The 24996-nt window shown below is 62.0% G+C and carries 21 protein-coding genes; 8 read left to right on the forward strand and 13 right to left on the reverse strand.

Annotation, left to right across the window (positions count from 1 at the left end; translation table 11 throughout):
- Window positions 1-37: 37 nt before the first annotated feature.
- The 5 genes from HEP69_RS10430 to HEP69_RS10450 form a co-directional block, all read right to left on the reverse strand.
- Complete coding sequence (locus tag HEP69_RS10430; RefSeq protein WP_290558460.1) at window positions 38-1312, reverse strand: folylpolyglutamate synthase/dihydrofolate synthase family protein; 1275 nt, start codon at window positions 1310-1312, stop codon at window positions 38-40.
- The gene (gene accD / locus HEP69_RS10435) at window positions 1309-2253 is read right to left on the reverse strand and encodes an acetyl-CoA carboxylase, carboxyltransferase subunit beta (RefSeq protein ID WP_290558461.1); all 945 of its coding nucleotides are present in this window, start codon (window positions 2251-2253) and stop codon (window positions 1309-1311) included. Before accD ends, HEP69_RS10430 begins: the two co-directional genes overlap by 4 nt.
- Before the next feature lie 61 nt (window positions 2254-2314).
- A complete protein-coding gene (locus tag HEP69_RS10440; protein WP_290558462.1) occupies window positions 2315-3211 on the reverse strand; it encodes a type II CAAX endopeptidase family protein in 897 nt (298 codons plus the stop codon).
- Between the two features lies 1 nt (window position 3212).
- A complete protein-coding gene (locus tag HEP69_RS10445) occupies window positions 3213-6317 on the reverse strand; it encodes an ABC transporter transmembrane domain-containing protein (protein WP_290558463.1) in 3105 nt (1034 codons plus the stop codon).
- 257 nt (window positions 6318-6574) lie between these two features.
- On the reverse strand, window positions 6575-6832 hold the full coding sequence (locus tag HEP69_RS10450) for a hypothetical protein (RefSeq protein WP_290558464.1): 258 nt from the start codon (window positions 6830-6832) through the stop codon (window positions 6575-6577).
- Between the two features lie 399 nt (window positions 6833-7231).
- Between HEP69_RS10450 and ilvD the strand changes: the two genes are divergently transcribed.
- The 5 genes from ilvD (at window position 7232) to HEP69_RS10475 (ending at window position 12077) form a co-directional block, all read left to right on the forward strand.
- Window positions 7232-8995 carry a dihydroxy-acid dehydratase gene (gene ilvD / locus HEP69_RS10455; protein WP_290558465.1) on the forward strand — a complete coding sequence of 588 codons (1764 nt, stop codon included), beginning with the start codon at window positions 7232-7234 and terminating at the stop codon, window positions 8993-8995.
- Entirely contained in the window at window positions 8976-9560 is a 585-nt protein-coding gene (locus tag HEP69_RS10460; RefSeq protein ID WP_290558466.1) for a hypothetical protein, read from the forward strand. The genes ilvD and HEP69_RS10460 overlap by 20 nt, the downstream gene beginning before the upstream one ends.
- A gap of 105 nt (window positions 9561-9665) precedes the next feature.
- Entirely contained in the window at window positions 9666-10439 is a 774-nt protein-coding gene (locus HEP69_RS10465; RefSeq protein ID WP_290558467.1) for a DUF6478 family protein, read from the forward strand.
- A 9-nt stretch (window positions 10440-10448) separates the two neighbouring features.
- Window positions 10449-10826 carry a hypothetical protein gene (locus HEP69_RS10470; protein ID WP_290558468.1) on the forward strand — a complete coding sequence of 126 codons (378 nt, stop codon included), beginning with the start codon at window positions 10449-10451 and terminating at the stop codon, window positions 10824-10826.
- Between the two features lie 3 nt (window positions 10827-10829).
- Complete coding sequence (locus HEP69_RS10475; RefSeq protein ID WP_290558469.1) at window positions 10830-12077, forward strand: FAD-dependent oxidoreductase; 1248 nt, start codon at window positions 10830-10832, stop codon at window positions 12075-12077.
- Between the two features lie 465 nt (window positions 12078-12542).
- Here HEP69_RS10475 and HEP69_RS10480 read toward each other — a convergent pair whose 3' ends face one another.
- The 4 genes from HEP69_RS10480 to HEP69_RS10495 all read right to left on the reverse strand — a co-directional run bounded on the left by HEP69_RS10480 (window position 12543) and on the right by HEP69_RS10495 (window position 17813).
- Window positions 12543-13880: a S41 family peptidase gene (locus HEP69_RS10480; RefSeq protein ID WP_290558470.1), complete on the reverse strand. Its 1338-nt coding sequence runs from the start codon at window positions 13878-13880 to the stop codon at window positions 12543-12545.
- A gap of 8 nt (window positions 13881-13888) precedes the next feature.
- Complete coding sequence (locus tag HEP69_RS10485) at window positions 13889-15022, reverse strand: peptidoglycan DD-metalloendopeptidase family protein (RefSeq protein ID WP_290558471.1); 1134 nt, start codon at window positions 15020-15022, stop codon at window positions 13889-13891.
- Window positions 15019-16536 (reverse strand): 2,3-bisphosphoglycerate-independent phosphoglycerate mutase, encoded by a 1518-nt coding sequence (gpmI, locus tag HEP69_RS10490; RefSeq protein ID WP_290558472.1) that lies wholly within the window; start codon window positions 16534-16536, stop codon window positions 15019-15021. The genes HEP69_RS10485 and gpmI overlap by 4 nt, the downstream gene beginning before the upstream one ends.
- 332 nt (window positions 16537-16868) lie before the next feature.
- A complete protein-coding gene (locus tag HEP69_RS10495) occupies window positions 16869-17813 on the reverse strand; it encodes an ABC transporter ATP-binding protein (RefSeq protein WP_290558473.1) in 945 nt (314 codons plus the stop codon).
- 86 nt (window positions 17814-17899) lie between these two features.
- On the opposite strand from HEP69_RS10495, the gene HEP69_RS10500 reads away from it, so the two are divergent.
- Together HEP69_RS10500 and polA are read left to right on the forward strand one after the other, a co-directional pair.
- The gene (locus HEP69_RS10500) at window positions 17900-18079 is read left to right on the forward strand and encodes a zinc-finger domain-containing protein (protein WP_290558474.1); all 180 of its coding nucleotides are present in this window, start codon (window positions 17900-17902) and stop codon (window positions 18077-18079) included.
- A 135-nt stretch (window positions 18080-18214) separates the two neighbouring features.
- The gene (gene polA, locus HEP69_RS10505) at window positions 18215-21016 is read left to right on the forward strand and encodes a DNA polymerase I (protein WP_290558475.1); all 2802 of its coding nucleotides are present in this window, start codon (window positions 18215-18217) and stop codon (window positions 21014-21016) included.
- A 54-nt stretch (window positions 21017-21070) separates the two neighbouring features.
- Here polA and HEP69_RS10510 read toward each other — a convergent pair whose 3' ends face one another.
- The 3 genes from HEP69_RS10510 to HEP69_RS10520 form a co-directional block, all read right to left on the reverse strand.
- Window positions 21071-22183, reverse strand: a complete 1113-nt coding sequence (locus HEP69_RS10510; protein WP_290558476.1) for a class I SAM-dependent RNA methyltransferase — start codon at window positions 22181-22183, stop codon at window positions 21071-21073.
- A 66-nt stretch (window positions 22184-22249) separates the two neighbouring features.
- Window positions 22250-22477, reverse strand: coding sequence for a DUF2798 domain-containing protein (locus HEP69_RS10515; RefSeq protein WP_290558477.1), 228 nt, complete (start codon window positions 22475-22477; stop codon window positions 22250-22252).
- 80 nt (window positions 22478-22557) lie between these two features.
- Window positions 22558-23304: a TIM barrel protein gene (locus tag HEP69_RS10520; protein WP_290558478.1), complete on the reverse strand. Its 747-nt coding sequence runs from the start codon at window positions 23302-23304 to the stop codon at window positions 22558-22560.
- A 175-nt stretch (window positions 23305-23479) separates the two neighbouring features.
- On the opposite strand from HEP69_RS10520, the gene HEP69_RS10525 reads away from it, so the two are divergent.
- Complete coding sequence (locus tag HEP69_RS10525) at window positions 23480-24442, forward strand: DMT family transporter (RefSeq protein ID WP_290558479.1); 963 nt, start codon at window positions 23480-23482, stop codon at window positions 24440-24442.
- Here HEP69_RS10525 and HEP69_RS10530 read toward each other — a convergent pair.
- A complete protein-coding gene (locus tag HEP69_RS10530) occupies window positions 24411-24992 on the reverse strand; it encodes a DUF1285 domain-containing protein (protein WP_290558480.1) in 582 nt (193 codons plus the stop codon). The two genes, HEP69_RS10525 and HEP69_RS10530, sit on opposite strands and share 32 nt — an antisense overlap.
- Window positions 24993-24996: the final 4 nt, after the last annotated feature.

Consider the following 24996-nt stretch of genomic DNA (forward strand, 5'->3'; position numbering starts at 1 on the left):
AGAGTGCCAGCCAGAGAGCCTGCGTCGCCAGCACTGTTCAGCCGTTTTCGCGCAACACCGAACCGGCAAGATAGAGCGAGCCGCAGATCAGGATCCGAGCTTCAGGGTCCTTGGCCGCAATCGCTTGAACCGCCTTCAGCACATTGTTAGCGACATCGGTCTCAAGACCCAGACCGGCGGCGATGCGCGCCGTCTGTTCGCCCGGAACGGTGTTGGCCTCTCCGGGGATCGACACGCCTGTCAGGCTTTCGGCCACCTCGGCCAAAGGACCAAGATAGCCTGCGATATCCTTGGTGTTGAGCATGCCGACCACCAGATGCGTGGGCCGTGCGGGCAAACGGCGCAGATGGGCCGCCAGGGCCTGTCCCGCCGCTGGGTTGTGCCCACCATCGAGCCAAAGCTCGGCCCCGGGTGCACGCGATACCAACGGTCCGTCCCTAAGCCGCTGCATCCGCGCAGGCCAAAAGGCCTGGGTCACCGCCGCCTCGCAGGCCTGCTCGCCCAGACCCAATCCGCGCAAGGCGGCCAGCGCGATGCCAGCATTCTCGACCTGATGCACGCCCGGCAGGTTCGGCAGCGGCAGGTCGAGAAGACCCGTTTCGTCCTGATAGATCAGCCGCCCGTGCTCCTCTCCCACATGCCAGTGCTGGCCGTAAGCCAGAAGCGGCGCGCCCAGCGCCTGGGCCCGCGCCTCGATCACCTCCAGCCCGTCCGCGGCCTGGCGTCCGACAATGCAGGGCACGCCGCGCTTGAGGATCCCTGCCTTTTCACCGGCGATCTTGGGCAGGGTGTTGCCCAGAAAGGTCTCGTGGTCCATCGACACCGGGGTGATCGCCGTCAGCCGGGGCCGCCCAATCACATTGGTGGCATCCAGCCGTCCGCCCAGACCAACCTCTAGCAACGTGTAGTCCGCAGGCGTGCGGGCAAAGGCGAGAATGGCCGCAACGGTCGTGATCTCGAAATAGGTGATCGGCGCGCCGCCATTGGCGGCATAACACTCATCCAGAACGGCGGTCAGATCGGGCTCGGAGATCAGCGAACCGGCCACGCGGATCCGCTCATGAAACCGCGCCAGATGCGGCGAGGTATAGGCGTGCACCACATGCCCGGCCCCCTCAAGCCCTGCCCGGATCATCGCCTGGGTGGATCCTTTGCCATTGGTGCCCGCGATATGGATCACCGGCGGCAGACCGGTCTGCGGATTGCCCAGCGCATCCAGCAGACGCCAGACCCGGTCAAGCGTCAGGTCGATGATCTTGGGGTGCAGGGCCATCATCCGAGCCAGGATGACGTCCGATGTGGGCGCGCTCATGCCTTTGGCGTATCCTGGGCCGAAGCCGCCTCGGCAGCTGGCTCCGGTACCTCTTCGGGATCCGGCGCGGGCAAATCGCCCTTGACGGCGGGCGGCATGCCCAACAGCATCCGGGTGAGTCCGATCAACTCATCGCGCATCTGTGTGCGCGGCGTCACCCTGTCGAGCATTCCGTGATCCAGAAGATATTCCGCGCGCTGGAACCCTTCGGGCAGCTTTTCACGGATGGTCTGTTCGATAACCCGTGGACCGGCAAAGCAGATCAGCGCGCCCGGTTCGGCGATCTGGACATCGCCCAGCATCGCATAGGACGCGGTCACGCCGCCGGTCGTGGGATGGGTCAGCACAACGATGTAGGGCAGACCCGCCTCTTTCAGCATCTGCACCGCGACGGTTGTCCGCGGCATCTGCATCAGGCTCAGGATCCCCTCCTGCATCCGTGCCCCCCCGGCGGCGGAAAACAGGATCAGCGGACGCTTGAGTTTGACCGCCTCCTGCGCCGCAGCGATGATGGCGTTGCCCACATACATGCCCATCGACCCGGCCATGAAGGAGAAATCCTGACCCGCAGCCACAATCGGCGTGCGCCCGATCTCGCCGCTGGCGACCAGCATAGCCTCTTTTTCGCCGGTCATCTTCTGTGCGCTGCGCATCCGGTCGGGGTATTTCTTCTGGTCACGGAACGACAGGGGGTCTGGCTTGGGCTCGGGCACCTGCACCTCGGTGAAAATGCCACCGTCAAAAAGCGCCAGAAACCGCTCACGCGGGGTGATGCCCATGTGATGGCCGCAATTGGTGCAGACGTTCAGATTGTCCGACAGTTCACGATGAAACAGCATCGTTCCGCACTCATCGCATTTCTGCCACAGGTTCTCGGGCGTCTCGCGGCGCGAAAAGATCGAGTTGATCCGTGGCCGCACATAATTGGTGATCCAGTTCATGGCCCGCATTCCTGATGGCGTTTGTGATCGCTGAAATAAGCGCCCTTTGTGCGAATTGCAATCAACGGCGAATGGCCAGACGGGCCGCCAGCCACATCAGGATCATCATTGCAAAATCGATCGGCATCCACGAGTGGAGGGTGTCGGGGTCGGAGATATCGATATCGATCGTGTAAAGCGAGAGGCCACTCAGACTGTCGGGCAGCGACACCAACACGATGGCCGACAGGTTGTTGGCGAAATGGACCCCGATCGCAGGACCCAGATTGCCCGCCCGCGCTGTCAGATCCGCCATCAGCGCACCGAAGACCCCGGCCCAGATCGCCACCAGAAGGGCGTTGTCCCCTGCCTCGACCGGCACATAATGACCAAACGCAAAGAGCGCCGAAGGCACACCGACCCAGATCACCGGAGAGCAGAACCGCGCCGCCAGTTGCTGCTGGAGGTACCCGCGAAACACGATCTCTTCGGCGCTGGTTTGTATCAGCAAAGCCAGAAGTGACACAGGCAAGAGCATCAGCCAGGTCAGGGGCGGCAGGTTCGCGGTCAGCGGCGCGCCCATGCCATAGGGCGGCAACAGAGCCACCACGATACCCAGCGTCACCAAGGCCAGAAAAACCCGACGAAAATCGCGGATCACCGCCTGACGCGGCCCCAGGACGCTGGCCAGGCCGCGCGCATGCAAAAGCCGCACCGCCACACCCGTACCAAGCGTCAGAAAGATGAACCCGCCCAGCAAAACAAGCAGCGACAGTGGTGTCTGCCCCATCATCGCGTCGTCCAGCGCATCGCCGGTGGGTTGCAGCACGAACCACATCAGGAAACTCGCCAGGGAGCTGAGCAGCATGGCCGTTGCCACAATGATCATACCGCCTGCGAAGATCCTCCACAGCTCAAGGCGCGCGCGGGCCGGACCCACGAGCGTCTCATGCGGGGTATAGGCGCGGCGCAACTTCACCTTAGTGGCCCAACTCGTCTTCAGTTGTCTGGTCCAGGGGTTTGCTTGGATCGCCAACCTGATCGAGGCGGGCATGACGCAACAGTTCGGCCGCGCCGGTCAGATGGCTCGCCACGGTGCGCAAAAGACTGTGCGCCACGGCCGGATCGTTTTCGATCACCGCGCGCAACTCGTCGGCGCCAATGCGCAGCCATTTGGTGTCGGTCACCGAGATCAGGTTGAGCTGGCGCGGTTCGTCCAAGATAATCGACAGATCGCCGATCAGGCGCCCCGGTCCGATCGACGCGATAGGACGCGCGCCCAGATCGTTTTCCGGCCAGTGCATCTCGGCGCTGCCCTCAAGGCAAAGATAGGCCGCATCGGGCTTGCCTCCGACCTGAAACACGATCTGACCGGCGCTGGCCTGATACCATTGCGCACTGAACGCCAACAGGCGCTGATTTCGTTCGTCGAGATCCCCGAAAAGTTCGGTCCCCGCAATCAGGCGCTGCTTGCGCCGCAGATCGGCGGCACCCGGACTGTCCGGCGCTTCGCGCTGACCCATGGAGACACCATCGATCCGCCCATCCTTGATCTCGACAAAAAGATCGTAATTGTCCGGGCTGGCAAAGCTGTCTTCCATGAAAACCATTGTGGTCTTTGGTAACAATTCGCGCAGACGCGACCGGGTTTGGGCGCGGCTGGCACCATTGTGGCTGGCCAGCGCCTTGTCCAGGATCAAGATATCGGGCCGCTTGATCCCCGCCCGGCTGAAGGCTGCGCGCTCCTGCAATATGGTGGGCAGGTTCGCCCCGCCCAGACCGGTCGGCATGTCATAGATGATCTCGGCCATGGCCCGGCGCAGACCATGATCGTCCATCACCCGGGCCACGATGCTCTCGACCTCTTCGGCTCGCGCCCCGGCCAGCATCGACATCCGGCCAAAGATCGCATTTTCCAGTGCGGTCAGGCGGGGCAGATAGGTCTGCTCATCCACGGGCACGAACATGTCGCCTGTCAGATCGCGCAGCTGCTGGGATTTTGCCTTGCGGATCTCAAGGATCTTTTGCTTGTACTCTTCAGGAAAGCTGGGTCCGATCTCTTCGGCGGTCAAAAGGAAGGGGACCGTCATCAACAGCGCCTCTTCCTCGTCGCTGAGCGCGGCGCGCCCCTCTTTCTCATGCTTTTGGGCGATGTACGAGAGCCGGATATAGATATCCTCGTCGATCCCCAAGCGCCGGAAAAGCGGATGATCCGTTCCATCCCGGCCAAAGGTCTGGCGCAGGGTCTGCATGACACCCGATGAGATCGCGATCGCCTCTTCGGCCAGGCCGATCTCATGGATCATGGTCATGAAATGCCGTTCGGATGCGAGGCTTTCCTGAGAAATCTCGATGCGCGGTGTGGCATAGAGCAGATTGCCACCCAAGGGCACGGACGGGTTAAACGCATCTGGATCGAACCGGTTGACCGCATCCATCAAACCCGCCTCCTGCAAGCGCTCATGGATCAGCGGGCGCAGTTCAACCAGACGTTTGGCCAGGAGAGGATGCAGATCGGGCTTGAATCGCGACCGGAGCGAGCGCCGGAACATCGCCTCGTCCACGCCCATTGCCTGGACCAGCTTGAACCACCAGTCGCGGATATCCTCGCCACTGATCAACCCGGCCAGTTCCGGATCGATCCAGTCGTCCGACAGACGGTCGGTGCTGTTGCCGGATCGCGTCGCCTCGATCGCACAGCGATCCTTTCCGCGTGGCGGCTCGGTCTGGTCGGGCTTCATGCGCAACGGCATCAGCAGGTTGTCGCCCAGTGTCCCGTCAAAGAGATAGGGGCGCGAATGCGCATAACCGATGCGCGAAGCCAGCACGGCCTGATGCAGGCTGTTGAGCGGATGCCCCGCCACGGTGACCGAACCACGCACCGGCAGAACCTCCCGCGTGAGAAGATCGGCAAAGGCGCTGCGCTCGACCGCGCTGGTACTCTGGATCGCAACGCGGGCGCCTGCCGGGATGTCGAGGTTGATGTCCTCCAGCACGGTATTGCCGTCATGATCGCGAATTGTGACATCGCGGATTTCTATGGCGCCGTTCAGATGCGGGATCTCCGACGGCTCACCGTCAAAAAGGGCCTCGTCGATCATGTTGCGCGGCTCGAACCGTTCGGTCACGATCTGCCAGCGCAATGACATGTCCTGCACTTGGTTGTAGTAAGTCAGAAGCTCCTTCCAGGGGCTGGCGATATCCTTGTAGGCCGCCAACGCCGCGACCAACGCGCCCACGGTGATGTCGCCCTTGATCGCCAGATACCCGCCGACCGAATAGAAAAAGAATGGCGTCAGTTGGGTGATGAAGTTGTTGAGAAACTTCATGAAGAATTTCTTCTGGTAGATCTTGAAGCGGATCTCGAAAAGACGCCCCAACCGGTCGGAATACTCGGCCTTGCGATAACGCCAGCCACCGTTGATGCGCAGATCGCCGATGCCTGCCGCCGTCTCGCCGATCTCAGAGGCCAGGTGGCGCACCTGCACGATCCGTTTCTTGTTCAGCTGGTTGATCTGGCGTTGCAGCATCGGGATCAGCCAAGCTTGCAACGGGATCAGTGCGATCGCCGCCAGCCCGAACCAGACCGATTGCAAAAACAGAAACGTCACGATGGTCAGCATCTGACCGGCCTGAAACACCGGCTGGGCCACCGCATCGCCCATCAGCCCGCCCATGGGCTCGGCCTCGGAGGTGACCATCGACACCAGCTCACCCTGGCTGGTGGAGCGGAAATAGGGTTTGGGAAACCGCATCATCCGGCTGAGCAGCTGATAGCGGAACCGCCGCAGCATGCGTTCGGACAGCACGCCCTTCATCGTGTTGATGCGCATCTTGACCAGCCCGCTGGCCAGCACCGCACCCAGGAACGCGAAGCACAACGCCATCAGGAATTCCACCTGGCTGAGCTGATAGCCCAGCAAGTCGACCGTGCTGGATTGTGCGCCAATCGCGTCGTTGATGATCCGTTTGGGCAATTCCAGCGTGGCAAACAGCAAGGGGAACGACGCCACTGTTACCAGCAACAAGAGCAACTGTTCCCGCTTGGAGTGTCTCCAGATGAATGAAAATAATGTGTGTTCCATATCCCGCCTTGAAAACTCGGCAGCCCATGATGGGGGAAGGATATCCCCTTGCATGGCAGGGGCTTAACGGTATGTCTGGACGGGCCCGATTACAAGGCGCGCTGATGCACAGGCAGATGAAAGCCCCCGCACAGAGATTTGCACGAGATCACATCCAGACGCGGCTGCATGTTTCGGCCGGATGAAATCCGCAGGCCCCTCGCCGATTTGGGCAAGCGGTACACAATCGTCGTTCTCGCGCGTGTCAAAGAGCGCGGTCAGAGCAAATCCGCACCTCTCCTGACACGACCGATCCGCCAGCGGCGCATCTGACGATCGCATGATCTGGCGCGCCCCGCGTGGCGCAAAAAGACGTTGTGATCACCCTCCGGCGGCGTATTGGCCAGCCCTTCCTTTCCAGGACAGCCGGCGACGCGCCGATCCTTATGGAACTTGACCGAAAATTTGCTGAACTGATCCCGGAGCGCACCTGTCAGATGCAGGTCATTCGCCTGATAGCCGGTGACAGCGACCAATGCGACATCGCGGGCAAACTCAAGGTCCTGACATATCGGCGTGATGCCGACCGTCTCTCCGCTCCGGCTATCCAGATCGCCCCAAGAGACCCACCGGATCACCCGCGTCTACGACCAGCGGATTGGACCGGGCGAGCACCTGGAGGCAAGAGCGTGACCGCGCCATGATCGACCGCCTCGGCTCCGGGACCGGACATCGGGCCGGATATTGCCCGTGACGTGGTCTGATAGCGGTCCCCTGCAGCACTCCCCCTGCCCTGCCCGGTCAGGACGCAAGCCGCGCAAGGGGCCTGGTCTGTTTGCGGCAGACCGGGTTCGTCCGATCCCGCCTTCTCTCTTGCGGGCGCATTTGCGCCCCGTTATTGCCAATAGGAACCAAAGCTTTCCGGGAGGTCCGCCATGCTCACGCGCAAATTCGACAAATCCAAATTGCCCAGCCGTCATGTGACCGAAGGGCCCGAACGCGCGCCGCACCGGTCTTACTACTATGCCATGGGCATGACCGAGGAAGAGATCCACCAGCCCCTGATCGGGGTTGCCACATGCTGGAACGAGGCGGCACCTTGCAACATCGCCCTGAACAGGCAGGCTCAGGCGGTGAAAATGGGCGTCAAGGAAGCCTCCGGTTCACCGCGTGAGTTCACCACGATCACTGTTACCGACGGGATCGCGATGGGGCATGAGGGCATGCGGTCCTCGCTGCCCTCGCGCGATGCCATCGCAGACACGGTCGAGCTGACGATGCGCGGGCATTGCTATGACGCGCTTGTCGGTCTCGCGGGCTGTGACAAGTCCCTGCCCGGCATGATGATGGCGATGGTGCGCCTGAACGTGCCATCGGTCTTTGTCTATGGCGGCTCGATCCTGCCCGGCAAGGCGCCGCATGTCGATGAGGTGCCAGAGGAGTATCTCGACCGCGACCTGACCGTGCAGGACATGTTCGAAGCCGTGGGCAAGCACCAGAACAACCAGCTTTCCGACAAGGCGCTCGACGTGCTGGAACGGGTGGCCTGCCCCAGTGCCGGGGCCTGCGGGGGTCAGTTCACCGCCAACACCATGGCCTGCGTCTCCGAGGCGATTGGTCTGGCGCTCCTCAACTCTTCGGGGATGCCGGCACCGTATGAAAGCCGCGATCAGTATAGCGAAGCATCGGGCCGCGCGGTGATGAACCTGATCGAAAAGAACATCCGCGCGCGCGACGTCGTGACGCTGAAATCGCTGGAAAACGCCGCGCGGGTCGTGGCCTGCACCGGCGGGTCGACAAATGCCGGGCTGCACATGCCCGCCATTGCCCATGAAGCGGGCATCGAGTTCTTCCTCGATGATGTCTGCGAGATTTTCCGCGACACCCCCTATTTCGTCGATCTCAAGCCCGGCGGCCAATACGTGGCCAAGGATCTTTATGAGGCGGGCGGCGTGCCTGTTGTGATGAAAGAATTGCGCAAGGCGGGTCTCTTGCACGAGGATTGCATGACCGCCAGTGGCAAGAGCATCGGCGAAGAGTTGGATCTGATCGACCGCGAAGCCGACGGCAAGGTGATCTATTCCATCGAGACGCCAATCACCAAGACAGGCGGCGTGGTGGGCCTGAAAGGCAACATTGCCCCGGAGGGTGCAATCGTAAAAGTCGCCGGGATCGAGCCGCAGCACCAGATCTTTACTGGCCCGGCGCGGATCTTTGAATGTGAGCAGGACGCCTTTGAAGCGGTGCAAAACCGCACCTATGAGGAAGGCGATGTGTTCGTGATCCGCAACGAGGGTCCATCGGGCGGGCCGGGCATGCGCGAGATGCTGGCCACCACGGCGGCCCTATCGGGTCAGGGCATGGGCAAGAAAGTGGCGCTGATCACCGATGGCCGATTTTCCGGGGCGACACGTGGATTCTGCATTGGCCATGTCGGGCCTGAAGCGGCTCATGGCGGGCCCATCGCTCTTTTGGAGGATGGCGATATGATCACCATCAACGCCATTGAAGGCACACTTGACGTGGCCCTGACAGACGCGGAACTGGCCGAGCGCAAGGCCAATTGGAAGGGACCGCGCGAGACAATCTATGCCTCGGGCTCTATCTGGAAATACGCGCAGCTGGTGGGCGCCACCTATAAGGGGGCGGTCACGCATCCCGGCGGCAAGGCTGAAAAGCATGAGTATATGGACCTCTAAGGCCCGGCGTCTTGTCGGTCTGGCGGTTCTTGCCACTCTGGCCGCCTGCGATACGCTGACCCTGCCCGGGCTGGGGGCAGGCGGCGGGTCAGCTCCGGTCACACGCGCCGCGATGTCCGATGGCGCGCTGCAATTGGCCACACCTCAGGGCTATTGCATCGACCAGCGCAGCCTGAGGGATCGCTTTGCGCTTTTAGGGCGCTGTGACACGTTGGGTGTTCAAGGGACCTTTGGAGCCTGGGAACTGGCGATTGTGACCGTCTCTCTGGCGCCGGTCGAACCGGGCACAGTCCCCGCCGATGTCGGCGCGTTTCCGGCGGCACCGGGATCCGATGAGGTCTTGCGGACACTGGAGCGGGGCGATCTGACCCTGACCCAATTGCGTACTCAAGAGACGCCCGTGGACGGGACCAGCGGTCAGTACTGGCGCACGGCCTTTGTGCTGAACGGTCAGTTGGTCAGCCTGGCGCTTTATGCGCCTGACACCAGTCAGGCGACCGGCGATGAAGGGGCGCGTATCTTGCAGGACATCGCCCGTGCGACCCGCACGGCGACCGCGGTATGAGACGGTGCAAGGGGTGTCGCGGCAGCGCGGCCACAGAACCGGTTTATTGAACGGAAACCCTTGTCACGGATTGTCTTGACTACCGAAAGAACGGAAGCTGGGTGAATGGCGTTTCAGTTTGGCACAGTCATGGATCGGGTCTTGCACAGCAGCACGCTGCGCTGGTGGCGCAATGCGGCGCGCCAGGCGCCTAAGGCCGACCCGGTATCGCTGCGCCGCTATCGTTATCGGGCGCGGCAATTGCGGACCTATCTCAACGATGTGATCTATGCCGCCGAAGAGAAGTTGGCCCTGCCGACGGTCGGCTCTGACAGTTTTCCCAAACCCTTTGGAACCGATTGGGCCTGGCGGCCGCAACTCTGGCGCGGGCCGCTGCCCGTACCGGGCATGTCCTCGGTTCAGACCAAGTCGACGCTGGGCGCGGAGGTGACGCTGTTTCATGACTGCGCCCATTCCGAGTTGACCCTGCGCCAGTTGCGCAACCTGCGCGAGGAGGATCTGGCACCCTATGGTCTGCGCATGGATGTGTTCACGTTCGACGGCTCGTTTCTGTCTCTTGTGATCGACATGCCCCAAGCCGCTGTCTCCGGGCTGAGAAAGGATCACATCCTGCGCATCGACACGATTGTCGAGGTCGAGAAGGGGATTGAGATCTTTGCGCGGCTCAACATCAAACATGGGCCCAATACCGAACAGTTCGTACGCGAGCTGCCGCTGAACGAGGAGAATGTTATGGTCGAGTTCGATCTGGCCTATTCCAACCTCAACGAAAAGCGCGTGGAGAAAGCCTGGCTGGATCTGATCTTTGAAGGACCTGAAATGAATCAGGTGATCCTGCGCGATCTGACGTTTTCGCGCCGTCCGCGCGCCCCAATGTGAGCCTTTGAAATGAGCCAGTGCGACCTGACAAAAACCCGCCTTGCCAACGGTGTCTGGGAAGGTGTCTTGACCCGCAACGATGGTGCAACGGACACACCGGAGATCGAGGTGCGGCATCTGGATCAGATCGTCCCGGGGGTTGAGCTGGCGCCACAGGATGATGGTCGGACCTGGTCGCTGACCATTCCGGTACCCGCCTATGCGATCAGTGACGGGATCCACACCTTTACCGTCATCGACACGGCGAGCGAGACCATGCTGGACCATTTTACCCTGATCGCGGGGGAGGTACTGGCCGACGATATGCGGGGCGAGATGGCGCTTCTCAGAGCCGAACTCGATATGCTCAAACGCGCCTTTCGCCGTCATTGCCTGGAAGCGGGCTGACCTATGCGAACAGAACCGCACGTTGTCATCGTCGGAGCCGGAGCGGCGGGGATCGGCGCCGGTCTCGAACTGGCCGCCCGCGGTGTTCCCTTTGAGATCCTCGAGGCCGCGGACCGGGTGGGTGGACGGGCCCTGACGGATCGCGCGGGCCTGCCGGTCGCGTGGGATCACGGCTGTCACTGGTTGCATTGCGCCGATGAGAACCCGCTGGTCGCCTGGGCCGACCGGCTGGGCGCCCGCTATCTGCGGCAGAAGGCGCAGACGTGCCACTATGTTCTGTGGTCCGACGGACGGTTCGCCAGCGAGGCTGAACTGGTCGAGGCCGACCAGGCGATCGGCCGTGCGTTCGACATCGTCGATCAGGCGGGCGCGGAGGGGCGTGACGTGCCGATCACCGACGTGTTGCCCGACGCCGGACGCTGGTCGCCGGACGTCCATTGCATTCTGGGCCTTCTGGCGGGCGAGGATCCCGGCCGGGTCTCTGCAATGGGCTATGCGGATTATGCAGACACAGATTCGAACTGGCCGCTGACAACGGGCTATGGCGATCTGATCGCACACATGTCCCATGGGCTGCCCGTCAGGCTCGGCGTCTCGATCAGCGCGATTGATCAGCGACCGGAGGGCGGTGTCCGGCTGGAAACGTCCGAGGGCGGGATGCAGGTACGCGGCGCCATCGTGACCCCCTCGACAAATGTGCTGAGCTCCGGCGCGATCCGCTTTGGTCCCGGACCCGCGGCGGATTTGCTGCCGCTGATCGCGGATGTGCCCTGCGGTGCGTATGAAAAGGTAGCCTTTGCGTTGCGCGCGCTTCCTGCTGAACTGAAGGGCAAGCTTTTTGGGACCTTCACCCCGGATGGCGGCGCGTCGATGAACCTTCAGGTTATTGCGGGTGAGAGCCCGATGATCATCGTCCACATGGCCGGGGATATGGTCCGGAACCTGTTGGCGGAGGGGTCCGATGCAATGCGCCAGTTTGCAGAAGACCGGCTGTGCCAGGCCCTTGGCCCGGACTTCAGGGATCTGATCCTTGGCCGGGCGGTTACGGGCTGGACGCAAAACCCTCTGATCCTGGGCTCCTACTCTGCCGCCAGACCGGGTGCCGCGGCCCGTCGTCATCAGATGATTGGCACGGATACAGGCTCGGTCGCCTTTGCGGGAGAAGCTTTCTCCCTCAAATGGCAAGCCACGGCACATGGCGCCTATCAGAGCGGCCGCGATGTGGCTGCGCGGTTGGCCACTCATCTCTGACGCGGCGCTTGGCGTATCTTCGATACCGGAGCGGCTGCGCCGCATTCTATTCTATTTGTGCGCGGCCGCACGGGCCTTGGGACGCTGTCCCAAACCCTGGGAATATTTAGGGCCAGAAGAAGCATGATTGGCCCAGACCGATCTTTGGTCCTTGCAGACGCCTGGCTGAGCGACGCGACCGACGGTCCAAGACCTGTCAAGGTCAGCGCAAAACAGATGCGTGCAAGGAGCCTTTGCCGGTCGAGCTGCGGTCATGGGTTGGTTGCACATAGCCTCTTGAGAGGGTGAAAATCACGCCACAAAGCGGAACTGGCGCGCCTGCGCGTCCGATATCCGACGGGACGCGACGGCCGTTTGTCAGACTTCAAATGCTGTGATCTGTGTGGTGCACCTTAAAGACCCTGTGAAAAAATGACCCCGACAGAGCGGGGCCATTTCTTGGGTCGGATCATGGGACCTGTGGTGTCAGTCGCCCGGGTTCATCGCCGACAAACCCTTGAGGATGTCGATCGCATAGGCCAGTTGATAATCCTCTTCGCGCAAGGCGGCTGCAGCTTCGGCCTTGGCGCGGTCTGCTTCGATCTGGCGCACCTCGTCCTCGCTGAGGCTGTCATTGTTTAGACGGCCCCGAAGATCGGCCTCTGACCGGCTGCGGGCCGCAGCTTCGTCTTCTTCTTCCGTCTCGTTGGGACGGCTGCGCGGCTGTTCCACGACAATGTCGGGCGACACGCCAAGCGCCTGGATCGACCGGCCGGACGGGGTATAGTAGCGTGCCGTGGTCAGGCGCATCGCGCCATCGCCGCGCAGCGGCATCACCGTTTGCACCGACCCTTTTCCAAAGCTCTTGGTGCCCACGACGATGGCCCGACGGTGATCCTGCAACGCGCCTGCGACGATCTCGGATGCCGAAGCAGACCCGCCATTGATCAGCACCACGATGGGCTTGCCCTGGGCCAGATCGCCCGCAGTCGCATTGAACCGCTCGCCATCTTCGGCGGCCCGCCCACGGGTCGAGACGATCTCGCCTTTTTCCAGAAACGCGTCCGACACTTTGATCGCCTGGGTCAGCAGCCCACCGGGATTGTTGCGCAGGTCCAGAACGATCCCATTGATTGCATCGAAGCCACCGACCTCTTCGATCTGTTCATTCAGGCCGGCTTCGAGATTGGGCATGGTCTGGTCGTTGAATGTGGTGACCCGCAATATGACCGTGTCGCCCTGGGTGCGAGTGCGCACTGCGGTCAGTTTGATCGTATCGCGGATGATCGACACGTCGAACGGCTCGGCTTCGCCCTCGCGGACAACGGTGATCACGATTTCGGAGCCCACCGGGCCACGCATCAACTCAACAGCAGAATCGAGGGTCAAGCCCAGAACGCTTTCGCCGTCCACATGGGTGATGAAATCGCCCGCTTCGATCCCGGCTTCGTCCGCCGGCGTGCCATCGATGGGCGAGACGACTTTGACAAAGCCCTCTTCCTGGGTGACCTCGATCCCCAGCCCGCCAAACTCCCCCCGGGTCTGCACCCGCATCTGGGCGGCATCATCGGGTGACAGATAACTCGAATGCGGATCCAGCGAGGTGAGCATCCCGTCAATGGCGGCCTCGATCAGGTCGGCCTCGTCGACCTCTTCGACATATTGGGCGCGGATCCGTTCAAAGATGTCGCCGAACAGGTCAAGCTGCTCATAGACATTGGTGTTGCGCGCGCTTTCCTGGGCCAGTAGCGGGCCTGCGACCTGCGTTGTGGCAACCACGCCTGAAATGATCCCGGCAAATGCGACTATGACAAAGTTTTTCATCTCTTGGTTTATCCATCCTTATCGGTTTGGAACCACGTCTCTGGATCCACAGGGGCCCCGCCCTCTCTCACTTCTATATAGAGCGTTTCTGAGCGATCTGTTCCAGTGCCCTCACTGCTTGTTGACAGAATTGTGCCAATTTCGGGGTCCGCGCCCCCCATAAGGCCAATTGGGGTGCCCTCTGGGATCACCAGACCGGGCTCTCCATAAACCTCAGACAGCCCAGACAGGACAAAAAGCGTCTCCGCCTGGGGCTCCAGTATCACGACATTACCCAGATCGAGGAGCGGACCCAGATAGCGAATCGTGGCGGCGGCGGGGGCTGTGACCAGCGCGCGAGGGCGCGTGGCCACCAGGATGCCGGGACGGGTGATCCCGGCCGCATCCGCCTGACCCGCGCGCCGCAACACCAGACCTTGCGTCGGCAGATCAAGCTGCCCCCTCCGATCGCTGATATCGGCAGCCGATGGTGCGATCTGTTCTCCGGTCATGTCCGACAGGCCGCTGGCGAACCCTTCCAGCGTCTCGGTCGAGGATATCAGGATCGCGGTGCGCACCGGATCCTCGGTGAACCGGCGCGGCAGGTCGGTGCGGTCCGCCACTGCCTGGCTAAGATCGGCGCGGGCGGCCTGGACGCCGGACAGGCCTTCCTCCAGGGTGCCCGCGGCAGATTGCTGCAACAGGCGTAGGGTCTCGACCTCTCGCAGATCCTGGCGCAGGTCGGCGGCGCGGGCATTCAGCCCTGGGGTGACATCGGCCAGCATCATGCCGGCCCGGGCGCTGGCCTGTGGGCCACCGGGGTGCAGCATCAGAACCGGCGGCGGGGCGGAGCCGATGGTTTGCAACACACCCAGCAGATCGGCGATCTCGGCTTCGCGCGCCTCCAGCCTGCGGCGCAACTGCCCCTCGCGCAGAGCGGCCTGGCGCAACCCGTCGCGCATTGCGGCGAGGCCCGCCTCATAGGCCTGAACCGTTTGTGTCAGCGCCCGCACCCGGTCGCGTGCGCCATCCGCCGCTTGCAGGGAAAGCGCGGCCTGTTCAAGCTGCGCTGCCGCCGCGCGTGCCGCCGTAGCAGGATCGTCTTGCGCCATGGCAGGGCCGATCGTCAGCAGGATCACGGTACAGGCGGCGCGCAACTTCATATCAGCAAGCTTTCCCCTGTCATTTCTGCCGGTTTCGCGAGCCCCATCAGCGCCAGCACTGTCGGGGCCAGATCCGACAACCGGCCATCGCGCAGGCGCGCGCCTTCCGGGCCCCCAATCAGAGCCACCGGCACGGGGTTGAGTGTATGCGCGGTATGCGGGCCGCCGGTCTCGGGATCGAGCATCATTTCACAATTGCCATGATCCGCCGTAACGATCATTGCGCCACCAGCCTGATGCACAGCCTCGATCACACGGCCCAAACATCGGTCAACCGCTTCGCAGGCGAGGATTGCCGCCGACAGATCCCCGGTATGACCGACCATGTCCGGGTTGGCATAGTTGACAACGATCATATCATAGCCTGCGCCAATCACGTCCAGCAGTTTGTCGGTCACCTCGCCGCAGGACATTTCGGGTTGCAGGTCATAGGTGGCGACGTCAGGAGATTGCGCCATATAGCGATCCTCGCCCGGTTCGGGTTCTTCCTGGCCACCATTGAGGAAAAAGGTCACATGCGGGTACTTTTCTGTCTCTGCAAGCCGGAACTGGCGCAGATTGTGTTTGGCCACCCAGGCGCCCAGCGTGTTCACGATCTCGCTGGAGGGGAAGACGGTCGACATATAGGTGTTGTGGTCGTCGGAGTACTCGACCATCCCCAGAAAACAGGCCAGGTGCGGCCGTGAGCCAGTGTCAAACGCATCAAACCCCGGCTGACCTATAGCCGCCAGGATTTCGCGCGCCCGATCGGCGCGGAAATTCAGGCAAAAGACACCGTCACCTTCTGCGATCCCGTCATGGCCTGGCAGGACGGTCGCGCTGATGAACTCGTCGGATTCGCTTTGGTTATAAGCGGTGGTGATCGCGGTATGGGCGTCTGCGGCACGGCGCCCCTCAGCTTGCATGATCGCGCGGTAGGCTTCGCTGACGCGGCCCCATCGGTTGTCGCGATCCATGGCAAAGTATCGGCCGATCACAGTGGCGATCCGGGCACCTTCGGGCAGTCCCTCCGCCAAGGCCCCCAGGTAACCATAGGCCGATCTCGGTGGCACGTCGCGCCCATCGGTAATCGCATGGATGGCCACTTGAACCCCGGCTGCAGAGATCGCGCTGGCTGCGGCGAGGATATGGGAGAGGTGCCCATGCACGCCGCCGTCGGAGACCAGACCGATCAGGTGCGCCGTGCCGCCGCTCTGTTTGAGTGCAGCAATGAACTGCTGAAATGCGGTCGCTTCAAAGAAACTGCCCTCTTCGATCGCCAGATCGATCTGCCCCAGATCCATCGCCACGACCCGGCCTGCTCCGATATTGGTGTGACCGACCTCGGAATTGCCCATCTGACCGCTGGGCAGCCCCACATCAGGACCATGGGTGATCAGGCGCGCATGAGGTTCCTGTGACAACATGCGATCGAAATGAGGGGTCTGCGCAAGATGGGGGGCGTTCGCCTCGGTAGCGTCCGACAGGCCCCAGCCATCCAGAATGCACAGGACAACGGGTTTTGGGGTCTGCATGAGAGTGCTCCGATAGGCTTTTGGCGCCTTCTAACCCGCGCGCGCTGCGGCCACAACGCGAAGCATTTTCTGACGCAGAAAATGTGAAGATTTTGACGCAAAATCTTATCCCGGCTCTGGCCCACGCCCCCGGGCGCCTAGAAACTGCGTCAGTTTCTGACCAGATTGTGCGTCACAATCTGGCTGGCTCCCCTACGATGAGATCGGTTGGTCAGCGCTGTTTGCGAGACGGTCAATCCCGCGCCCCGAACTTGACGTGACCCTCCCACGCCTGTCCAACCGGTGCCAAGATCTCGGTTGCGCGTCCTGAAGACTGGCAAGATCATCCTTCATTAAGTCGGCCGGGACCCGCGCGATGAGGTCAGGGCAAGGAAGACATCCTCAAGATCGGGCTCTTCGGACCGCAGGTCACGGATCGTAATGCCAGCCCCGCGAACCAGATCCAGAACGCCTTCGGCGGTGATGCAACCGCGCCGATAGGTCAGCGCAAGAGTGCCGTCGGGCCGAAGCTGGCCTTCCACGCCGTCACCCACCGGCACGTCTGCCACGGGGTACGCAGGATGGACCACCAGCGTCTTGGCATCCATCCGCGACAGTAGATTTTGGGTACTGTCGCGCGCCACCACGGCGCCATGATTGATAATCGCGATTTCGTCACACATCTCCTCGGCCTCTTCGAGGTAATGGGTGGTCAGGATGATGGTCATCCCCTCGTCATTGAGCTTGCGCACATTGGCCCAGAGCATCTGGCGCAACTCAATATCCACGCCCGCTGTCGGCTCATCCAGTACCAGAACATTGGGGCGATGCACCAGCGCCTTGGCCAGCAAAAGCCGCCGCCGCATTCCGCCAGAGAGCGTGCGCGCATAGGCGCCTGCCTTGTCCGAAAGCCCAACCAGAGCAAGGATCTCATCGCTGCGGCGCTGCGCCCGCGGCACACCGTAAAGACCCGCCTGGACCTCCAGCGCGCCGCGCGGTGAAAAGAACGGGTCGAGATTCAGCTCCTGCGGCATCACACCGATGGCCGCGCGCGACTGGCGCGGATTGACGTCCTGATCGAACCCCCAGATCTGCACCTTGCCCGACGTCTTGGTCACCAGCCCGGCGAGTATATTGATCAAGGTGGATTTGCCGGCGCCGTTTGGTCCCAACAGACCAAAGACCGATCCGCGCGGGATCGCCAGATCGACGCCCTTCAGCGCGGTCTTTTCCGGCTCGCCCTTGGCGCCGCGATAGGTCTTGACCAACCCATCGATACGGATCGCATCCTGTGTCACGCCGCCTCTTGCTCCTATTTCGTGCTTGGCTCATAAAGCAGGTACTCCAAGACCCTGGAAGCGGCAACCGGAAGGACCCAGCGGACATGACCATAGACGCGCCAGAGACCAAAATCGTCGACAGCTACCGGGTGGCCTGTGATGGCGGCGAGGGCGCACTGGGACATCCGCGGGTCTGGCTTCAGATCCCCGAAACCGAAGGCTGGGTCGAGTGTCCGTATTGCGATTGCAAATACGTTCATCGCGATTTCGAGGGTAAGGTCTGAACCGGAGACGGGCGCCTGAAAGCGTTGTCTGATACACCCCTCCGGCAGCGGTCGAATGACCCCAAAGAAGCGGGTGGCGTTGGTGCAAAGATACATGCCATCGTGCCGTAGGTTTTCGTGGCAAAGGAAAAGCACATGAGCTTTGGCAAAGGCTGTCATCTGCATCTCATCGACGGATCCGCGTTCATCTTTCGCGCCTATCACGCTTTGCCGCCGCTCACGCGCAAATCGGACGGTTTGCCGATCGGTGCGGTCAGCGGGTTTTGCAACATGTTGCAACGCTATGTCGAAGGCAATCACGGGCCCGATGCCCCGACCCATGTGGCGGTGATCTTCGACAAGGGCAGCCATACGTTCCGCAACGAGATGTACGATCAGTACAAGGCCAATCGCGAGGCCATGCCCGAAGACCTGCGCCCGCAGATCCCGCTGACGCGTCAGGCGACCGAAGCCTTCAACATCGCCTGCAAGGAAAAGGAAGGCTATGAGGCGGATGATATCATCGCCACCCTTGCCGTGCAGGCCCGCGCCGCCGGAGGCCAGGTCACCATCATCAGCTCCGACAAGGATCTGATGCAGCTTGTCGGTGACGGGGTCGAGATGCTGGACGCGATGAAAAACCTCCGTATCGACCGCGAGGGGGTTTTCGAGAAATTCGGCGTCTACCCGGAACGTGTGGTCGATGTGCAGGCCCTGGCGGGCGACAGTGTCGACAATGTGCCCGGTGCGCCGGGGATCGGAATCAAGACCGCCGCCCTGCTGATCAACGAATTCGGCGATCTGGAAAGCCTGCTGGATCGCGCCGCCGAGATCAAACAACCCAAGCGCCGAGAGACACTGATCGGCAAGCGCGCCCAGATCGAACTGTCAAAAAAGCTGGTGCAGCTCGATTGCGAGACCCCTTTGGATTTCACTCTGGATGATCTTGAGGTCCGAGATCCGGACACAGACACTCTGATGGGATTTCTGGCCGAGATGGAGTTCCGCACCCTCACCAAGCGCATTGCCGAACAGTTGGGGGTCGAGCCGCCTATGATCGCCGATGCCCCGGCACGGCCCGCGGATGCCGAAACCGCAGCGCCCGAGGCGCCCGCCTTTGATCAGGCGCGATACGACTGCGTCAGCGATACCGCCGCATTGGACAGGTGGATCGCAGCAATCCATGCGCGGGGGTGGGTCGCCGTGGACACCGAGACCACCGGGCTGAACGAAATGCTCTGCGATCTGGTGGGGATCTCGCTCTGCGTCGAGGCCGGGCATGCCTGCTATGTCCCGCTGATCCACAAGGCCGGGCAGACCGACGATCTTTTTGGCTCAGATGAGTTGGCCGAAGGACAAATTCCCCTGGATGAGGCGCTGGCACTGCTCAAGCCGGTGCTGGAGGATCCAAGTGTCCTGAAAATCGGGCAGAACATGAAATACGACGCCAAGATCTTTGCCCGGTATGGCATCGACGTGGCGCCGATCGACGACACGATGCTGATGTCCTACGCGCTGCATGGTGGTGAGCATGGGCACGGGATGGACACGCTCTCGGAACGGTATCTGAATCACACGCCGATCCCGATCAAGCCGCTCTTGGGGGCGGGCAAGTCCGCGCGCACCTTTGATTTCGTGCCCATTGACGAGGCGGTCGCCTATGCCGCGGAGGATGCCGATATCACGCTGCGCCTCTGGCAGGCGTTCAAGCCGCAGCTGCACCGCAAACAGGTCACCACGGTCTATGAGACACTCGAACGCCCGATGGTGCCTGTGTTGTCACGGATGGAGATGGATGGCATCAAGGTCGACCGTGACACACTGAGCCGGATGTCGAACGCATTCGCCCAGAAAATGGCGGGGCTGGAGGCCGAGATCCATGAACTGGCCGGTCAAAGCTTCAATGTGGGCTCACCCAAACAACTGGGCGAGATCCTCTTTGACAAGATGGGGATCGAAGGCGGTAAACGCGGCAAGACCGGTGCCTATGCCACCGGTGCGGATGTGCTGGAGGATCTGGCGACCGAGCATGAATTGCCAGCGCGCGTGCTGGATTGGCGCCAGCTCAGCAAGCTGAAATCGACCTATACGGATGCGCTTCAGGACCATATCAACCCCGAAACGGGCCGGGTCCACACCTCTTACGCCATTGCAGGTGCCTCGACCGGGCGGCTCGCCTCCACCGATCCCAACCTGCAAAACATCCCCATCCGCACCGAAGAGGGCCGCCGCATTCGCGAAGCCTTTATCGCGGAGGGGGGCAAGACACTGGTTGCGCTGGATTATTCGCAGATTGAGCTGCGTATTCTGGCCCATATCGCCGACATTCCCGCCCTCAAACAAGCTTTTGCCGACGGGCTCGACATTCACGCGATGACCGCATCAGAGATGTTCGATGTACCTTTGGACGAAATGACGCCAGAGATCCGCCGCCGCGCCAAAGCGATCAATTTCGGCGTGATATACGGCATTTCCGGCTTTGGTCTGGCGCGTAACCTGCGCATTCCACGCAGTGAGGCGCAGGGCTTCATCGACCGTTACTTCGAGCGGTTTCCGGGCATCCGCACATATATGGACGACACCAAGGCCTTTGCCAAAGAACATGGGTATGTTCAGACCCTGTTCGGTCGCAAGATCCACACACCAGAAATCAACGCGAAAGGCCCGCGCGCCGGGTTCGCGCATCGCGCCGCGATCAACGCACCCATTCAGGGCACGGCCGCAGACGTGATCCGTCGGGCAATGGTGCGAATGCCTGATGCCATCGCCGATCTGCCCGCCAAGATGCTGCTCCAGGTGCATGACGAACTGCTTTTTGAGGTTGAGGACAGCGCCGTCGACGAGACCATCACACGAGCCAAGGACATCATGGAAAACGCCGCCGACCCGGTTGTCCATCTGGATGTCAATCTGGTGGTGGATGCCGGACACGGCCAGAACTGGGCCGAGGCGCATTGACCGCTCGGTTAGGCCGTTCCGGGAAACGTGCGCACACTTTGGGCGGCGCCGCCCTTACAGGCGTTCGGTCTGAAAGAGCCTGATCTTCAATCCGCCCAGTGGCACCGGGGGGCCAGGCGGCTTGAACTGTAATCCGGTCGCCCGCGCGAGCCCAGCCTCAGACGTGACAACGCCCGCCCGCCAGCCCGAGAAGCGGGATTTCAGCACATCGCCCAAGGCGCCATAAAGCCCATAAAGCAGTTTCTTGTTCCCGATCCGCGCCCCGTAAGGCGGATTGACAATAACCAGGCCCGGCGGGCCATCAGGCCGGGTCAATGCGCTGATCGGTTGACAAGTGAACCGGCACAAATGTCCGATGCCCGCGCGGTCGGCATTGGCTGCGCTCATCCCGATGGCCCCCTGATCCCGGTCGAAACCGCAGAACCGCAGAGCTGTCACAGAGGGCACATCGGCCTGTCGCATGTCTTGCCACCGATCGGGATCGAAACGCGCCAGTTGCTCAAAGGCAAATCCCCGGCTTCGCCCCGGATACAGGCCCTGTGCGATCTCGGCCGCCTCGATCACAAAGGTGCCCGATCCACACATCGGATCGACGACAGGTTCGTCCCCGACATACCCGCATTGCCGCAAAAACAGCGCCGCCAGCGTCTCGCGCATCGGGGCTTTGCCCACGGCCTCCTTATGGCCGCGCTTGTGCAGGCTCTCGCCCGAGGTATCGACACTGAACGTGCAATAATTGTCTTCGATCCGGGCCTTGATCCGGAGCGGTGCATCTTGCGCGATCTGCGCACCAAAGCTCTCGCTCAGCGCCGTCTCGATCCGCTGCCTTGCAGCCCCTGCATGGTATATCTTGGAGCGTTTGCACGTCACTTCGACCCGCACCGGAACTTCGGGGCGCAATACCTCGCCCCAGCCGAATTTCCGCGCGCGTTTGTCGAGCTGGGCCAGATGGAACACCGGGAAACCGCCAAACCGTGCCAGCACGCGACCGGCCCCGCGCAGCACCAGGTTGGCACGCCACACCTCGGGCCAGCCGCCGCGGATCGTCACCCCGCCGGGCGACACCACCGGGTCTGCAAACCCCGCCTGCGTCACTTCGGCCTGCAAGACCTCCTCCAACCCCGGCGGGGCAGTCAGAAAAATGTCGAACGGATCAGATAAAGACATTGTCCCGGCATAGCCCGATTGATCATCGCCTACGACCGCTTTCTGGTGCCCTGGTGATCGGTCCCGTCATGCCGGTTTGGTCAGACGGGCCACCAATCGCCGCACCAGCGGCGCCACGACCAGAATAGTGGGAAACGCTACGGCCCAGCTAAAGCTCCATGAGACCATCCAGGCGCCAAAGACCCCCTCCACCATGCCCAGCGCCTTGACCGTGGCAATCCCCGAAACGACGCAGGACATCAGGCCCGATACCAAAAAGCCAAAGAGGATTGGGGCAAAGCGGGCAGGTAACATGAACAGGTCCTTGGTCAGCGATGGTGCCCTTTCATCCGACACTCTGGCCGCGCCGTCCAGTGCGCCAGCGCACACCGCCCCTACATCCATGCCAGGGTCAGCTGAGTCGGCCCGCCGGGATGGTACTCTCCACTGACCCAGCCAGAGTATCCGCTGGCGTCAATGGCATCGAAAAGGCGCTCAAAATCAATCTCGCCTGTCATCGGAGTGCGCCGGTCGGGAGTGTCGCCGATCTGAATATGGACCGCCTCCGCCCCGTATTCCGCCCACACCGCCAGGGCATCGCCATGAATTTTCTGCGCGTGATAGGCATCGTATTGCAACCCGACATTGGGCCGGTCTACCGTCGCCAGCACGTCACGTGCCAATCCGTAGTCATTCAGGAAATAGCCCGGCTGATCGTCGAGATTCAACGGCTCGATGGTAAAACACTGCGCAGGCGCCAGATCCGCGGCCCATTGCAGGTTGCGGACCATCGTCTGTCTGGCCGCATCCCCGCTGGCCGCACCGGACATTACATGGATCAGACCAGGCTTGAGCAGGTCGGCATAACGCATCACACGCCGGATATCCGATTGAAACCGCGCCTCCCCCCCGGGTATCGCGGCAAACCCCCGATGTCCCCCTGCATAGTTCGGCGGCGGAGCGTTGATCAGCACCAGATCCAGCCCGTTCTTCAGCAGCGCACGGCGGGTCTCCTGACCTGGCCAGTCATAAGGAAACAGGATCTCGACCGCGTGGAAGCCGACTTCCGCCGCTGCATCAAACCGATCCAGATAGGGCAGTTCCGCGAACATCAGGGTCAGGTTAGCGGCGAATCGTGGCATGTGGTCCTCCTCCAATCGCCATGTGCCTAAACCCACCCCGTACCAAGACCAAGGGTCCGAATGCGACATCGCGTCGAAAACGGAACAGATCCGGCCACGCGAGACATGCCAGCGTTAAACCGTCGGGGCGCGGATGCCTGCGACTGATTTGTTGCACATCAAACCGGGGGCCCGAGTGACCACCATACCAGATCCGTCTGGCCGTGCTGACTTTGGCTCTGCGGGCCGCGCAAAGCTGGCCATGGGCAACGCCTTCGGTGTGGCCTCGATGCTGACCTGGGCGGCGGGATTTCCGGCGGCAGAGATCCTGCTGGAGAGCTGGCCGCCGCTGACCTTGATCACTGCGCGGTTCATGATCGCGGTGGCCATTCTTGTACCGGTCTGGCTGCTTGTGGACGGGCGCGCGGCAGTTTTTGGCGCGCGGTGGGGCCGCGGCACGCTGATGGGCGGAATCTGCTTTGGGTTCGGAGCTTATCTTTTGTTACTGGCGCAGGTCTACACGGATCCGGTGACGGTGGCGCTGATCGCCTCGGCCAGCCCGATTGCCGCCACCTTGATCGAGATGGTTACGGGCCAGCGCCGTTTGCGCCGCAACTTCATCCTTGGCCTGGGAGCCTCTGTTGTGGGAGGCTATGTCGCCATTGGCGGCAGCGGGCTTTCGCCCGACCTGAGCCTCGGCGCGCTTTGTGCAGTGGCGTCAAGCTTTCTATTTTGCCTGGGCAGCTTTGCCGCAGTGCGGGATTTTCCCGAACTGTCGCCCGTCGGGCGTTCGACCATCACGCTTGCGGGCGGGTGCATCATGACGGCGCTCTTGCTGCTGGGCGCACATCTGGCAGGGTTCGAGATGCGGCCAAGCCGCGCGGTGGCCGGTGATCAGATGGGCCTGCTCGCGATCTATGCGGTGGCAGGCATGGCACTGAGCCAGGTGATGTTTATCGCCAGCGTCGGCAGACTTGGCGTGGCGGTCGCATCGTTCCACATCAACGCGACCCCCTTTTACGTCATGTTGATCATGCTGGCCCTCGGCGCGGTCTGGAGCTGGCCGCAAGCCATTGGTGCGGCCATTGTCGGGCTGGGCGTGCTGCTGTCGCAGAGGCACTCAACGCTCAGGCGGCCTCCAGCTCGTCCGAAGGGATGATCGGAAAGAATGTCCCCCCAGACCAGACCCCGAACCATCCCTCGTGGTGATCACCCAGATCGACCAGCCGATAAAAGCTCTTGCGGTCGATCAGCGCTTCGAGGTTGGCGCGGATGAGCACATAGGGCGAAGGCTCTCCGGTCTGCGGATCACGCGCCACGCGGATCGGCATGTCGGATCCCGCAGCGGCAAGATCGCCGACCTGGGTCTCGAATGTCAAAACCTGATCGCGCCCATCGCCTGTCACCTCGAAATCCACGGCAACAAAGGGGGCATCATCGACGGTGATCCCGACCTTTTCAACCGGGGTGACAAGGAAATACTCTTCACCCTCTTTCTTGAGAATCGACGAGAAGAGCTTGACCAGCTCGGGCCGCCCGATCGGCGTACCCAGATAAAACCAGGTGCCGTCGCGGGCGATCCGAATGTCCAGATCGCCGCAAAACGGCGGATTCCACAGGTGGACAGGCGGCAAACCGCGTGTCTTTGCTGCACGAACCGAGGCAGCGATGCCTTCGGCGGAGGGGATAACGGCTTTTTGTCCGCTCATTGCT

Origin of the sequence: Aestuariivita sp. (assembly GCF_021404545.1) — a bacterium.
In the GTDB taxonomy this organism is placed as follows: domain Bacteria; phylum Pseudomonadota; class Alphaproteobacteria; order Rhodobacterales; family Rhodobacteraceae; genus Aestuariivita.